7 protein-coding genes are annotated in these 15,492 nt (G+C 60.3%); 5 read left to right on the top strand and 2 right to left on the bottom strand.

The features are described 5' to 3' along the window. Positions 1–9: 9 nt before the first annotated feature. Together BLU01_RS19915 and BLU01_RS19910 are read right to left on the bottom strand one after the other, a co-directional pair. Entirely contained in the window at positions 10–945 is a 936-nt protein-coding gene (locus BLU01_RS19915) for an iron-sulfur-binding ferredoxin reductase (RefSeq protein ID WP_092278742.1), read from the bottom strand. Further along, a complete protein-coding gene (locus tag BLU01_RS19910; protein ID WP_092278740.1) occupies positions 938–2,044 on the bottom strand; it encodes a GGDEF domain-containing protein in 1,107 nt (368 codons plus the stop codon). The genes BLU01_RS19915 and BLU01_RS19910 overlap by 8 nt, the downstream gene beginning before the upstream one ends. A gap of 502 nt (positions 2,045–2,546) precedes the next feature. Here BLU01_RS19910 and BLU01_RS19905 point away from each other — a divergent pair. From BLU01_RS19905 to BLU01_RS19885, 5 genes are all read left to right on the top strand, one after another. Beyond that, the gene (locus BLU01_RS19905) at positions 2,547–4,070 is read left to right on the top strand and encodes a fumarate hydratase (protein WP_092278738.1); all 1,524 of its coding nucleotides are present in this window, start codon (positions 2,547–2,549) and stop codon (positions 4,068–4,070) included. 236 nt (positions 4,071–4,306) lie between these two features. Then, positions 4,307–8,821, top strand: coding sequence for a SpvB/TcaC N-terminal domain-containing protein (locus BLU01_RS19900; RefSeq protein ID WP_092278736.1), 4,515 nt, complete (start codon positions 4,307–4,309; stop codon positions 8,819–8,821). Further along, entirely contained in the window at positions 8,818–11,571 is a 2,754-nt protein-coding gene (locus BLU01_RS19895) for an RHS repeat domain-containing protein (RefSeq protein ID WP_231987095.1), read from the top strand. Before BLU01_RS19900 ends, BLU01_RS19895 begins: the two co-directional genes overlap by 4 nt. A 104-nt stretch (positions 11,572–11,675) precedes the next feature. Continuing rightward, positions 11,676–13,436 (top strand): sensor histidine kinase, encoded by a 1,761-nt coding sequence (locus BLU01_RS19890; protein WP_092278732.1) that lies wholly within the window; start codon positions 11,676–11,678, stop codon positions 13,434–13,436. Next, positions 13,436–14,767, top strand: coding sequence for a sigma-54-dependent transcriptional regulator (locus BLU01_RS19885; RefSeq protein WP_092278730.1), 1,332 nt, complete (start codon positions 13,436–13,438; stop codon positions 14,765–14,767). The genes BLU01_RS19890 and BLU01_RS19885 overlap by 1 nt, the downstream gene beginning before the upstream one ends. The last annotated feature ends 725 nt before the right edge of the window (positions 14,768–15,492 follow it).

Raw genomic sequence — 15,492 nt, 5'->3', positions numbered from 1 at the left:
GATCAGCGCTCAACCACGGGGAACAAACACGTCGGCCAGCAGTTGATTGCGCGGCAGTCCCGCCAAGTACAGGCGCCGGGCGAAGGCGTCGACGCTGTCGGGGGCTCCGCAGAGTAAGGCCAGGGTTTGCCGCGAAACAAGCCGCAGTTGCGCCAACGCCTGCGGCAACTCGGCCGGGGTCCAGAGCTCCACCGTGAGGTTGTCGCGGCCCTCGGCCATGGCTTGCAGGGGTTTGGCCAGGTAATGCTCGTGCGCGTCATGCGCCAGGTGAATGACGCGGATGGCGCCTTGGTGATCCTGGCGCAACGCCTCACGCAAGACGCCGAACAGCGGCGCCAAACCGGTGCCGGCGGCCAGCAGCCACAGTGGCCGGGTGTGCCAGTCGGCGTCGTAATGCAGGGCGCCGCCGCGCAGTTCACCGAGGCGCAGGCTGTCGCCGATCTGCAACTGGCGCGCGGCGGTGCTGAATTCGCCGGGCTGGCGGCAATCGAGGTGAAACTCGAGAAAACGGTCCTCTTCCGGCAGGCTCGCCAGCGAATACGGACGCGCAACGTTGCCGGCCCACAACACCAGATGCTGGCCGGCGCCGTAGCGCAGCGGTCGTTGGGTGATCAGACGCAGACGCAAGACGTTGTCCGTCAGCCAATCGACAGCGGCGACTTGCGCCGGGCGACCGTCGCGTTGCGGGTCGAAGGTGTGGACCTGCAAGTCTTCGACCACCGAACACTGACAGGCCAGGCGCCAGCCTTGCTGACGTTGCTCGGCGCTCAAGGCATCCGGGCGGCTGTCGTTGGGCAGGCCTTGCACGCATTGCACCAGGCACGCATGACAACTGCCGGCGCGGCAGCTGTAGGGCACGGCGACGCCGTTCTGGTTCAAGGCATCGAGCAAGTTGCTGCCCGCCGCCACTGACCACTGGCGCTCGCCGACCCGCACCTCAGGCATCGACGTTCTCCCACGCCGCCGCGCACCGATTGCGCCCATCGCGCTTGGCCCGGTACAACGCCTGATCGGCGCGTTGCAGGGCTTCGTCGAGGTCGTCGCCGAGTTCCAGCAAGGTCATGCCGGCGCTGAGGCTGAGGTTGCTGACGTCGAGGCCAAACAGTTCGACATCGGTGAAGGCAATGCGCAAACGCTCGCAACACGAGGTCAGGCGCTCGGCGTCGCAATCGGGCAGCAACACCACAAATTCTTCGCCGCCGTAACGGGCCAATACGTCGCCGTTGCGCAGGCACGCCGTGGCCACACCGGCAAAGGCTTGCAGCACCTGATCGCCGGCAGCGTGGCCGTGTACGTCGTTGATACGTTTGAAGTGGTCGAGATCGATCAGCGCCAGACCGTGGACCACGCCACTGTCCATCGCGTTGAGCTCGCGCGTGGCGAGGCGCAGGAAGTGCCGACGGTTGAACAATCCGGTCAATTCATCGGTGGCGACTAGGTCTTCGAGTTGGCGCATCATCCCGCGCAACGTGTCCTGATGCGCCTGCAACGCGAAACGCCGTTGCCGCATCAACTGGCGCGAGGCCTGGACGTAGCGGGCGTAAAGCACCAGCCACACCAGCACGATAAACAGCACGCACACCTGCAACAGCGCCAACGCCGGGTCGGCCAACTGGAATTGGTAGCCCTCCCACAACGTGATCGCGCTGAAACTGAAAAACACCAGTAACGCGCAACGCACAAACGCTCGGCGCGACAGGTGAAACAGGCCGAACAGCAGGATCAGGATGTAGAAGACGAGGAACGCACCGCGCGCGTCGTCGAGATGGAAGATCAGCCAGGTTTGCCAACCCAGGCCCAGCAATACCTGGAGTTCGGTCAGGCTCGGGTCGGCGTGGCGCAGGTTGTAGCCGCTGTAGAAAACCGCAAACAGGGCCGCCTGGCTGGCGACCACCAACGCACTGCCGATCACCACGCTGGCCAGAGGCGCCGCGTAGTGACCGGTGAAAAACGCCAGCCACAGCAGCAGCAATGCGAGGGCATAGGTGCCGGCCGCGAGGGCAAAACGTTTAAGTAACAGGCGCTGAATGGCGTTATGGGTCAATCGTTGACTCACCAGAAAAAAGAAGCTGAAAGAGTGTCCTACTCTACAGGCCGTGTGCCACTTTAGTGGCGCGACCGGTAAATGACCAACCAATTTTCAGGGCGGAAAACTGGCGTCAAAAGCATGGCCCTTATGTTCAATATTTGCGGCTACTGCAGATCTGGAACTCCGTGTGGCGAGGGGGCTTGCCCTCGTTCGGTTGCGCAGCGGCCGGCAGATTCAGCGAAGCGGTGTGTATGCGGGAAATGCTGGGGAGTGCTGGGGGAGTGCTTCGCACTCCAACGGGGGCAAGCCCCCTCGCCACAGCAAGCCCCCTCGCCACAGTTCCATGTCCGACCAAAAGCCAATGTGTGTCTGCTACCGAGGCGCGTTATACTGCCGCGCCTTTTTAGCGTCGCGCCTGCTGCCCCGGCGTGCCTTGTAAAGGTGCTTGCAACCGACCGAAGCACCCAAGCTGCAAGCACCTTATTGAATGTTCCCGTCTTTTAGAGGAGCGCGACTCATGACCGTGATCAAGCAAGACGACCTGATACAGAGCGTTGCCGACGCCCTGCAGTTCATTTCTTATTACCACCCCGTTGATTTCATTCAGGCGATGCACGAAGCCTACCTGCGCGAAGAATCGCCAGCGGCGCGTGACTCGATGGCGCAGATTCTGATCAACTCGCGGATGTGCGCCACCGGCCACCGCCCGATCTGCCAGGACACCGGCATCGTCACGGTCTTCGTGCGTGTGGGCATGGACGTGCGCTGGGATGGCGCCACCATGAGCCTGGACGACATGATCAACCAAGGCGTGCGCCAAGCGTACAACCTGCCGGAAAACGTCTTGCGCGCCTCGATCCTCGCCGACCCGGCAGGTGCGCGCAGAAACACCAAGGACAACACCCCGGCCGTTATCCACTACTCCATCGTCCCGGGTAACACCGTGGAAGTGGACGTGGCGGCCAAGGGCGGCGGCTCCGAGAACAAATCGAAAATGGCCATGCTCAACCCGTCCGACTCGATCGTCGACTGGGTGTTGAAAACCGTGCCGACCATGGGCGCCGGCTGGTGCCCACCGGGCATGCTCGGTATCGGCATCGGCGGCACCGCCGAGAAAGCTGCGGTGATGGCCAAGGAAGTGTTGATGGAATCCATCGACATCCACGAGCTGAAAAAGCGCGGCCCGTCCAACCGTATCGAAGAGATGCGCCTGGAGCTGTTCGAGAAGGTCAACCAACTGGGCATCGGCGCCCAGGGCCTCGGTGGCCTGACCACCGTGCTCGACGTGAAAATCATGGATTACCCGACCCACGCCGCTTCGTTGCCGGTGTGCATGATCCCCAACTGCGCCGCCACCCGTCACGCGCACTTCGTGCTCGACGGTTCCGGCCCGGCCTCGCTGGAAGCGCCACCGCTCGACGCCTACCCGGAAATCGTCTGGGAAGCAGGTCCGTCGGCGCGTCGGGTCAACCTCGACACGCTGACCCCGGAAGAAGTGCAGAGCTGGAAGCCGGGCGAAACCGTGTTGCTCAACGGCAAGATGCTCACCGGTCGCGACGCCGCGCACAAGCGCATGGTCGAGATGCTGAATAAGGGTGAAACCTTGCCGGTGGACCTCAAGGGTCGCTTCATCTACTACGTCGGCCCGGTTGATCCGGTGCGCGAAGAAGTGGTTGGCCCGGCTGGCCCGACCACCGCAACGCGGATGGACAAGTTCACCCGGCAGATCCTCGAACAAACCGGCCTGTTGGGCATGATCGGCAAGTCCGAGCGCGGCCCGACCGCGATCGAAGCGATCAAGGACCACAAAGCCGTGTACCTGATGGCAGTCGGCGGTGCGGCTTACCTGGTGGCGCAAGCAATCAAGAAATCCCGCGTCGTGGCGTTTGCCGAACTGGGCATGGAAGCGATCTACGAGTTCGACGTCAAAGACATGCCGGTGACCGTTGCGGTCGACAGCAAGGGCGAGTCGGTTCACATCACCGGTCCTGCGATCTGGCAGAAAAAGATCAGTGAAAGCCTGGCAGTAGAAGTGCAGTAAGCGCTTCAGCTGACATGAAAAGGCCGGGACGTCTTAGCGACGCCCCGGCCTTTTTTTGCCCATGAGTATTGCCAACGGAATAAAAGCATCTCGCTTAATTACATTTGATCTAAGAAATCCTTGCGACCTGTCAGATCTGACAGGTTACGTCCTGTGCCCTTCTTGTTAGCGTCTGATCCATCCAGCGACACCGTTTGCCGCGGGCGAGCGCCAAGCTCAAAAACAGGATCAGCCCCATGGAAGACCAAGCGTCCCTGAGCATCATTGAACCCTCGATCGCCAAGAGCGCATCGATCGCCACCATCGGCAAAAGCTGGGGCAAGGTGGGCGCGACGGGCGCCGCTTCATTTGCATTGCCTCTGCCTTCTTCGCCCGGCCGCGGCTTTGATCCTCAGCTCACGCTGAGCTACAGCAGCCAGTCGGGTAACGGGCCATTTGGCATCGGATGGAATTTAAGCCTCAGCGCCATTACCCGCCAGACCGATAAAGGCGTGCCGCGTTATACCGACGATGACGTGTTCCTCAGCCCGTCAGGCGAAGCACTGATGGCTGAGCGCGACCGCGAAGGCAAGATCAAATCCAGAGACGAGACCCAATACCGGGGTTTGCCCATCGGTCCGCACACGGTTACGCGGTACTTTCCCCGGGTAGAAACCACGTTCGACCTGGTCGAATGCTGGCGCTGCGCCGCCAACCCTGACGGCTTTTGGCTGGTACACGGGGCTGACGGCAGTCTGCACCTTTTCGGCAAAGTCGAGACCGCGCGCAAGGCTGACCCGCAAGATTCGAAACGGATTGCCTCCTGGTTGCTGCAGGAGAGCATGAATGTTCGCGGCGAGCACATCTGTTACGAATACAAGACTGAAGATCCGTCCGAGACCCCAGCCCCGCATGACTACCGGGCACAGCGATATTTGCATAGGGTGCTATATGGCAACCTTGCGGCATGCGCTGATTTGTACGGCTGGGAAATACCCCAGGCACCAGAGCCTTCATGGCTCTTTCACCTGGTATTCGACTATGGCGAACGCACGCTGGACCTGACTGAAAAACCTGTCTATGACGGCGCGACGCTCAAGCCCTGGCTATCCCGGCACGACCCCTTCTCGACCTATGGCCACGGCTTCGAAGTCGGCACTCGACGCCTCTGCCGGCAAGTGCTGATGTTTCACAATTTTGCGCAACTGGGTGACAAGCCTGTGCTGGTCCGCCGCTTGCTGCTGGAATACCCGGAGAGCACAGCGCCCTGGTCCTACAGCCAAATCAGGGCGGCGCACTACCAGGCGTATGACGCCAGCGGTGCCGTGGAAAACATGCCGCCGGTGGAGTTCGACTATTCACCGTTCGAACTCAATACCCAGCCGAAACCGTTCTTCCCGTTCGACCACATGCCGGGTATCGAAGACGGGCGGTTCTATCAATGCGTCGACCTGTTCGGCGAGGGCCTGCCAGGTTTCCTGTGTCGCTACGACCAGTGCTGGTACTACCGGGAGCCGTTGCGTGATCAGGCCGGCGGCGATCAGATCACCTATGGACCGTGGACAGCACTCGACAAAATCCCGGTGGCCGACCGCAACAAGCCAGCGCATCAGGCCCTGATGGACCTGACCGGCGACGGTCGTCCGGACTGGGTGATCGCGGTACCTGGAATGGCCGGCTTCCATAAGTTGAACCCGGACAAAACCTGGTCTGCCTTCATTCCGTTCGCGGCGTTCCCGGTGGAGTTTTTCAACGTTCTTGCGCAGCTGGGTGACTTCACGGGCGCCGGCCTCGACTCTCTCGCGCTGATCGGCCCCAAGGCGGTTCGCCTTTACACCAGCCAGCGTGAAGATGGCTTCGCCAAGGGCGAGGATGTCCTTCATACGCCGATAGACGATCGCTTGCCATTGATCAGCAACTCACGCAGCGAACTGGTGTTTGTGGGCAATCTGCTGGGCAGCGACATGACCGAGTTGTACCGCATTCGCCACGACAAGATCGAATGCTGGCCGAACCTGGGGCATGGGAAGTTTGGCAAAGGCTTCGTCATCAGCGGCCCGACCTTCGAGTACACGAAGTTCGATGCGGCGCGCGTACGCATCGCGGACCTGAACGGGTCCGGCGCGCCTGCGCTTATCTATCTGAACTCAGATCACTTCCATATTTACCTCAATCAAGGCGGCAACGGGTTTGCGAAAGATCCGATTACTGTCCCATGGCCCGAGGGCGTGCGTTACGACAACCAGTGCCAGGTCACCTTCGCCGACCTGCAAGGGCTCGGCTGCCCCAGCCTGATCCTGACCCTCACGCATATGAAACCGCAGCACTGGCGCTACGACTTTGTCAGCGCCAGGCCGTACCTGATGACCGCCAGCAACAACAACATGGGGTGCAGCACTGAGGTGGTGTATCGCAGTTCCGCGCAGGAATGGCTGGATGAAAAACAACGGATTCTCAAGTTCAATCGTCTTCCCGTGTGCTACCTGCCCTTCGCGGTGCAGGTCGTCAGTCGACAAACCCAGCGGGATGAAATTACCGGCAATTGCCTGAATCAGTTTTTCAGTTATTTCGAGGCCTGGTACGACCCTCTTGACCGTGAATTCCGCGGCTTCGGCCGTTTGCACCAGACCGACAGCGAAACCGCTTCGAATGAAGACGAAAGCTTCACCGCACCGGCCCTGGTGTGCACCTGGTTTCACACTGGCAGACAGATCGACATGCCTCGCGACGGTTACTTCGATCGTGATGATAAGGCGCACCCGTTGGGCGGCACGCTTTTTTGTCGGTATCACCCTGACGATGAGTGCGAAGAGCTCATCGCACCTGCGGATGAAACCACCGCCCATGCCATCGCACGCTCCCTCGCCGGCGCAGTGCTGACATTGGAAACCTACGCGCAGGCTGACCCGTTCCCGGCAGCGCCCTACCGGGTGGAACACTCCCGATACATCGTGCGCGAAGTGCGCGGGCGAGGTGAACACTACCCCTACGCGGTGCTGATGCCTTCGCTGCTGGAAACCATCACCTACAACTACGAACGCTACATCGACGACCCGCTGTGCCACCACGCCATCAACTTGAGTCGGGATACCTTTGGGCTGACGACCCACAGCATTGCCGTCAGCTATGCCCGGCGCCTGACGGAGGCGGACAAGTCACCGTTTGTTGATCCCGATGAAGATAAATGGTGGATTGACGCCCACGATCCGGCTCAGCAGTCCTACTACTTGAGCGAAACCCGCGCCGAGTTCATTCACTTGCCCGACCTGCAAGGCTGGCGGCTCGGTCTTCCCTACCGGCAACGCGGTAATGCTCTTGTTTTGCCCAAGAAGCCAACCGTCGCAGGCCTTGATCCCCAGGAGATTTCGTACGAACGGTTACTCGAACTCTTCACATCAGCCCATTGGGTCGCTGCACGGGTATTGACCTCGCAATCTGTGCAACGCTACGTTTCTACAACCAATGGCGAGTTGCCGGATGGCACTGCGCAATTCGAGGCATTGGCAGGGCCGATGGAAATTGCTCAACTGAACAAGGAGGCGCTGGAGGTCTACGGCGACGTAACGCCTGCGATCGATATCCGGGCAGAACTTGAGAAGATTGGTTATCTGCCTATGAAGCTGTTCCTCGGCACAGACAAAGCGGCCGACGAAGAAGAGGACCAACAGAGAAATCTGTGGTCCGCCCTCTACCGCTTTGCCGAGTATGCAGGCCTTGATCGCTTCTACAGGGTGATTAAATACAACGAAACCCTGAGCCATGGTGTAACCGAAGCGACATACGACGATTACTTTCTCGCGTCCCTCAGCGTCAAGCTGCCGGATGGCTGCACCACTCGCGTCGAGTACGACTACCACTCACTGCAACCGCTGCGCATCACCGATGCCAACGATAATGTTGAAGAGGCCCTTAACGGACCATCAGGTCCCCACACCGTTACTTATCACGGAACAGAAAACGGTATTCCCGCCGGATTCCTGCCCATCGACAAATACAACCGTCCTGAAGATGCCAGCCCCGCCACGGCGATCGAATTCCCGAAGCAAGCGCTGCAAGACGCGGCCAGCACCTTTCGCAAGGACCTGTTCAGCTGGATGGGCCTGTTACCCGACTCCGTGCGGCAGACACCCGAGTGGCTGAGTGACTGGATCACACAAGGTTACGTGTTGCACAGCCAGCACATACGCGCCAGTGCGCGCCTGCGCCTGGCCCGGCTCAAGTCCCGGACGTCGGCAGAGCAAGCGTTGTGGGACCTGCTCGTCAGCGTGCCGCGCATTCCGGTGCACAGCGTCGCTTTAAGCGCCGACCGTGACTATTACGATGAAGAACCCTCGCAGATCCGGATTATCCTGAACATCGTCGATGGTTTTGGACGCGCCTTGCAAACCCAGCAACGGGTTGAACCGGGTGATGCCTATGTCGTGGAAAACGGCAAACTGGTGATCGAAAACGGCAAGCCAAAAGTTGCGCACGCCGAGCGGCGCTGGCGCATCAGCGAACGCGTGGAATACAACAACAAGCAATTACCGGTACGAACCTATCGCCCCTACTTCGCCAACGCCTACGGCTACATCGATGACGAGTGCTTCAAGGAGTTCGGCCATCACGATAAGAGTTTCTACGATGTGCTGGGTCGCCTTAACAAGATCATTAACGCCAAAGCGGATATCGCGCTTGAAATAATCCACCCCTGGTACACCACCAAGCTGGATTTCAATGACACCTACGTCGCGCCGGACACGAAAGACTCCACGGCGGACAAGCGATCATGAGCACTGTCGACTGGAAAACACCGTCGGTGGCGTCCCATGATGCGCGAGGTCTGCCAGTGCGCCAGATTGCCTACTTGCGCAATGAGGCAGGCGGCACCGTGGAGCCGCTCATTACCCGACTACGCCATGACGTTATCGGGCGGCAGGTGGAGCAACGGGACCCGCGACTGGCCAACGCTCCCAAACCCAACCTCGCCACGGTCTACGGTCTGGCCGGACAAGTGGTCAAGGTCGACAGCGTCGACGCCGGTGTGCGGACAATTCTCACGGGGCTGGCCGGTGAACTACTCCGGCGCTGGGATGAACGCGGCAGCCACTGGCGCACCACTTACGACAACCGGTTGCGTGTGCTCACGCTTGTAGAGAACGATCAACCGGACGTCGAAACCCTTACCTACGCCTCTGCGCTGGCGGATCCGGGCCTCAACTTGCGCGGCCAGTTGATCGAGCAAGTCGATGCCTCAGGCAATGTGGTGTTCACAAGCTTCAACCGGCACGGCCAACCGCTGCGCGAAAGCCGAACGGTCACCGAGGCCGGCACCTTTAGCAGCAGCCGGACCTACAGCCCGCTTGGCATGGTACTCACCGAGACCGATGCCGGTGATCACCAACGGCAGTTGTTCCACGACATCGCCGGGCAGTTGAACACTTCACAACTGCGGCTCAACCCCGGGGGCGCCTGGCAGCCCGTTCTGGAATACGCCCGCTACAACGCCGCCGGCCAGATCATCGAGCAACTGGCCGGCAACCAGATCGTCAGCACCTGGACTTACGATGACGCCGACGGTCGTCTCGACACGTTGACCGCCGGCGCACCCCGGCAGGACCTGCACCAGCATCTTCAGTACGTTTATGACCGGGTCGGTAACGTACTGCGCATCAACGACCTCGCCTTCAAACCGGTGTACTTCAAGAACCATTTAATGGATGGTCACCGCACGTTCTCTTATGACTCGCTGTATCGGCTGACTCGCGCCACCGGCCATGACGCCACTCCGAGTTCCGACCTGCCGGGCCGTCCGATGCCGAGCGACCCGAAAAACCACCTCAATTACAAACAGACTTTCACCTACGACCACAGCGATAACTTGATCAGGGTGGTCCATGAGCGTGCAGTGGGCGGCTACACCCACCAGATGTCAATCGACCCGAACAGCAACCGTGGTGTGCGCTGGAAAGAAGCGGATCCCATCCCGGATTTCAACACCCTGTTCGACTGCCATGGCAATCTCCTGGCCGCGTCCCCGGGAAGGCCTCTGCTCTGGAACAGCCGTGATCAACTGGCATCCGCAACATTGCTCGAACGCAAAAACGGTTCCAACGACGGAGAAATCTTTCGCTACAGCCAGGGTGTACGGGTGTTCAAACGTCATGAATGGCAAGCCTCGACCCTTCCCCACTTTCATCAGGTGATCTATTTGCCGGGGCTGGAAATTCGCACCCGCGACAACGGCGAGCAAATGCACGTCATCACCTTGCCGGGTGGAAGAGGCAGCGTGCGTTGTCTGCACTGGGTCAACAAAAAGCCCGACGGCATCGCCCAGGATCAGCTGCGCTACAGCCTCGACGATCACTTGGGCTCCAGTGTGATGGAATTGGATCAAAACGCTCGGATAGTCAGCCACGAGGGCTATTACCCGTTTGGCGGTACGGCCTGGTTAACAGCGCATTCGGCCGTGGCAGTTGATTACAAAACCATCCGTTATTCCGGCAAGGAGATGGATGCCAGTGGCCTTTACTACTATGGGATGCGCTATTGCGCTGCGTGGTTATCGAGGTGGATCAATCCCGATCCATTGGGAACCGTCGACGGTTTGAATCTGTATCGGATGATGGGAAACAACCCGATAACCTTTGTTGATGACCAAGGCGGGATGATCCGCCCGGCCTCTCCAACACCATCACAATTCTCAATTCCCATGAGCTCCGCACCATCATCACCCCCCCATTCCGTCGCAGGCAGCATGGTGAACCTGTCCGACCTTTCTGAGCCAGTACTAAACCCTGGAGAAAATCCTCCCGGCAAGATGCCGCCTGAACCGGATGAATCGTGGAGCCAACAGGCCAAGCGCCTCGCGCTAGCAGCCGTTAACTCCAGAGTCGGGGTAGCTTTGCTTCCGATCGGGACTTCGAGCCCCGCTAACGCAGCGATCGTTTCGACCATTGTCACGGCTGCAGCACAGCTCACGGTGAATGCGACCGTGTTTAATCCCGGTTGGTCACTGCCGGGAACTTGGGATCCAGAAGGGGATGGCTCCATTCCGCCCCGCGATGTGACCCAAGGGTTCAACCGTCACTTTGCAATGCTCAACACCGGTGTAACCCTCGCCGCTGCGGTAGTCGGAGCTGCTTTGGGGCCGGTACTCGGTGGCTATGTTGACGAATGGAGAGGCACCAAGGAAAAAGCTGCGAACAAAGCCTTGGCCGGTGAAATGAGCACCACTATCAACAGACTGATTGCCGAACAAAGTTTGCTGGACGTGGTGACCCTGAAGGCGCAGACCGCACTCCGTGATCAGGTACTGGAGGTCGAAACCTTGATTGGCATTACGTGGAACACCATGAATATGCTGGAGAAAATCACTCAATTGAGGCCTGCTCGCGACAGCGGGAGCACCGTCTCATCGCGTCGGAGCTCGGTTGTCTCTCAAGATTCCGGCAGCGTCCGCCAAAGGCCATCGATAAACCGGACACTGATGCGGTCCACTTCCAATTCAAGTTTCAGTTCCGCACGGAGCTTTGAGGTTTAACAATCAGGGCATTCGGGACTCCAGAACTTCTGGTTTCCCATTTCTCTTGCGGCGGGCACACCGTGCTATGGTGCCCGCCCGACTTTCTACCTGTTTGCGCCAGCATGCTGCCGATTTCCCGTACCGTGCGTTTGTCGTTGTATACCCTGTTTATCCTCGCCGGAGCGGCCCTTGCGGCCGGCTTGGCCATGCGCCACGCCGAACGCCAGGCCCTGGAAGAAGATGCCGCGCGCGCCAGTCAGCAACTGGCGCTGTACGCCAATTCCCTGCACACCCTGATCGACCGCTACCGCGCGCTGCCCGCGGTGCTGGCGCTGGACCCGGAATTGCGCGCCGGGTTGAACGGCCCAGTGAGCCCCGAGCAACAGGACCTGCTGAACCGCAAACTGGAAAAAATCAACGGCGCCGCCAAGTCCTCGACCCTCGAACTGCTCGACCACACGGGCCTCGCCGTCGCCGCGAGCAATTGGCGGATGCCCAGCAGTTACGTCGGCCACAACTACGGTTTTCGCCCCTACTTCAGCCAGACCCGCACTCAGGGCAGCGGGCGTTTTTACGCGGTGGGCGTGACCAGCGGCATCCCCGGTTATTTCCTCTCCAGCGCCGTCACGCGCGACAACGGCGAGTTCCTTGGCGCGATGGTGGTCAAGCTCGAATTCCCCGAACTGGAACGCGAATGGCGCCAGGGCACTGACACCCTGCTGGTCAGCGATGCGCGCGGGATTATCTTCATCGCCAACCAGCCCGGCTGGCGGTATCGGCACTTGAAAGCGTTGAGCGACAACGATCACGCCGAACTGCAAACCACCCGCCAATACGACAAACAACCGCTGACACCGCTGGTTTATCAATCGAAACATCGCTTCGATGACAACAGCGATCTGGCGCGGGTCGAAGGCCCGGACGGCGCCGCGGATTACCTCTGGGAATCGCTGCCACTGCCCGCCGAAGGCTGGACCTTGCACCTGCTGCGCCGCCCGCAAATCGCCTTCGAGGACAGCCGCAACGCGGCGCTCGCGGCGGCCGGATTGTGGCTGGCGGTGGTGTTCCTGCTGTTGTTTCTCAACCAGCGCTGGCGTCTGGCGAAGATGCGTCAGCGCAGTCGCGAAGAACTCGAACAACTGGTGGAAGAACGCACCCGCGACCTGCGCACCGCCCAGGATGGCTTGGTGCAATCGGCCAAACTTGCGGCGCTGGGGCAGATGTCCGCAGCGCTGGCCCATGAGATCAACCAGCCCCTGACCGCCCAGCGCATGCAGCTTGCGACGTTGCGTCTGCTGCTCGATCACGGCCGCATCGATGATGCGTACAAAGCGCTGAAACCGGTGGACGACATGCTCACGCGCATGGCCGCGCTCACCGGCCACCTGAAAACCTTCGCCCGCAAAAGCCCCAGCGGCCTGCGCGAACGCCTCGATCTGGCGGCGGTGGTCGATCAATCCTTACAGTTGCTCGACGCGCGGTTGCGCGATGAAAACGTCAGCAGCGTGCTGCACCTGACACGTCCGGCGTGGGTGCGCGGCGATGCGATTCGCCTCGAACAGGTGCTGATCAATCTGTTGCGCAACGCCCTCGACGCGGTGCACGACAAGCCCTGCAAACGCCTGGAAATCCGCCTCGAAGCCGATGAACAATTGTGGCGTCTGACCGTCGCCGACAACGGTGGCGGGATTGCCGAAGAGCATCTGCCGAACGTCTTCGATCCGTTCTTTACCACCAAGCCGGTCGGCGATGGTTTAGGGCTGGGGCTGGCGGTATCGTTCGCCATCGCGCATGAATCGGGCGGTCGCTTGTCGGCCGCCAACCACGACAACGGCGCGGTGTTTACCCTGACCTTGCCGATCGATCTCGAGGAGCCTGTCTGATGCTGAATTCGGTGATAGTGGTCGACGACGAAAGCAGCATCCGCAGCGCCGTCGAACAATGGCTGAGCCTGTCGGGGTTCGAGGTGCAACTGTTCAGCCGCGCCGATGAATGCCTGGCGCAATTGCCGGCGCATTTTCCTGGGGTGATCCTCAGCGACGTGCGCATGCCCGGCATCAGCGGCCTCGAACTGCTCGCCGAAGTGCAACGGCGCGATGCCGATTTGCCGGTGATTCTGCTCACTGGCCACGGCGATGTGCCGATGGCGGTCGAAGCGATGCGCGATGGCGCCTACGATTTTCTGGAAAAACCCTTCAGCCCGGAAACCTTGCTCGGCAGTTTGCGCCGCGCCCTGGAGAAACGCCGGTTGGTCCTGGAGAACCGCGCGCTGCACGTGCTGGCCGACAACCGCGCCAAACTCGACGCGACACTGCTCGGGGTTTCCCGGGGTTTGCAGACCTTGCGCCGACAAGTGCTGGATTTGGCGACGCTGCCGGTCAACGTGTTGATCCGCGGCGAAACCGGCAGCGGCAAAGAGTTGGTCGCGCGTTGTCTGCACGACTTCGGCCCGCGTGCCGACAAGCCGTTTGTCGCGCTCAATTGCGCGGCGATTCCCGAGCAATTGTTTGAAGCCGAATTGTTTGGCCACGAAAGCGGCGCGTTCACCGGCGCTTCGGGCAAGCGCATCGGCAAGCTCGAATACGCCGACGGCGGCACGCTGTTTCTCGATGAAATCGAAAGCATGCCGCTGGCGCAGCAGGTCAAATTGTTGCGCGTGTTGCAGGAGCAGAAGCTTGAGCGGCTGGGCTCGAATCAGAGCATTCGCGTGGATCTGCGGATTATTGCCGCGACCAAACCGGACTTGCTCGACGAGGCGCGGGCCGGGCGTTTTCGCGAGGACCTGGCCTATCGCTTGAACGTCGCGGAATTGCGCTTGCCGCCGTTGCGTGAGCGGCGCGAGGACATTCCGTTGCTGTTCGAGACCTTTGCCCAGCAGGCGGCCGAGCGTCTGGGGCGGACATTTGCGCCGCTCAGCGGTCCGCAGTTGAGCCACTTATTGAGCCACGACTGGCCGGGCAATGTCCGCGAACTGGCTAACGTTGCCGAGCGCCAGGTGTTGGGCCTCGGTGAGCCGGAACCGGCGGCGATCGATCCCGGCCAGTCGCTGGCGGCGCAGCAGGAAGCCTTCGAAGCGCATTGCCTGCGCGCGGCGTTGACCCGGCACAGGGGCGACGTAAAAGCAGTGCTCGAAGAACTGCAACTGCCGCGCCGCACGTTTAACGAAAAGCTGCAACGGCATGGGCTGAGTAGGGAGATGTTTTTAGGGGAGTGAGTTTTCCCTGTGGATTTGCGGTGTTGCTGGAATCCAGCCCCTCACCCCAGCCCTCTCCCCAACGGGGAGAGGGGGAAAGGGAGCAGATCTTCATGGTTTTTAAGACCTGAGTTCGGCTCGGTATCTCAGGTCGAAGTAGCTCCAGGAACATCTCAATCAGTCCCCTCTCCCCTCTGGTGAGAGGAGGAAAGGGAGCAGATCTTCATGGTTTTCAAGACCTGAGTTCGGCCCGGTATCTCAGGTTGATGTAGCTCCAGGAACATCTCAATCCGTCCCTTCTCCCCAACGGGGAGAGGGGGAAAGGGAGCAGATCTTCATGGTTTTCAAGACCTGAGTTCGGCCCGGTATCTCAGGTCGATGTAGCTCCAGGAACACCTCAATCAGTCCCCTCTCCCCAACGGTGAGAGGGGGAAAGGGAGCAGATCTTCATGGTTTTCAAGACCTGAGTTCGGCCCGGTATCTCAGGTCGATGTAGCTCCAGGAACATCTCAATCCGTCCCCTCTCCCCAACGGTGAGAGGGGGAAAGGGAGCAGATCTTCATGGTTTTCAAGACCTGAGTTCGGCCCGGTATCTCAGGTCGATGTAGCTCCAAGAACGCCTCAATCAGTCCCCTCTCCCCAATGGGGAGAGGGGGAAAGGGAGCAGATCTTCATGGTTTTCAAGACCTGAGTTCGGCTCGGTATCTCAGGTCGATGTAGCTCCAGGAACGCCTCAATCAGTCCCC

The organism is Pseudomonas prosekii (assembly GCF_900105155.1).
GTDB lineage: Bacteria > Pseudomonadota > Gammaproteobacteria > Pseudomonadales > Pseudomonadaceae > Aquipseudomonas > Aquipseudomonas prosekii.
Note: the sequence above shows the minus strand (reverse complement) of the source record. Positions and strands in the feature narration are given on the sequence as shown.

Bases quoted from the DNA above. Each gene is read 5' to 3' on its own strand.
- BLU01_RS19915 (WP_092278742.1), bottom strand. From the start codon at position 945: ATGCCTGAGGTGCGGGTCGGCGAGCGCCAGTGGTCAGTGGCGGCGGGC.
- BLU01_RS19905 (WP_092278738.1), top strand. From the start codon at position 2,547: ATGACCGTGATCAAGCAAGACGACCTGATACAGAGCGTTGCCGACGCC.
- BLU01_RS19900 (WP_092278736.1), top strand. From the start codon at position 4,307: ATGGAAGACCAAGCGTCCCTGAGCATCATTGAACCCTCGATCGCCAAG.
- BLU01_RS19895 (WP_231987095.1), top strand. From the start codon at position 8,818: ATGAGCACTGTCGACTGGAAAACACCGTCGGTGGCGTCCCATGATGCG.
- BLU01_RS19890 (WP_092278732.1), top strand. From the start codon at position 11,676: ATGCTGCCGATTTCCCGTACCGTGCGTTTGTCGTTGTATACCCTGTTT.
- BLU01_RS19885 (WP_092278730.1), top strand. From the start codon at position 13,436: ATGCTGAATTCGGTGATAGTGGTCGACGACGAAAGCAGCATCCGCAGC.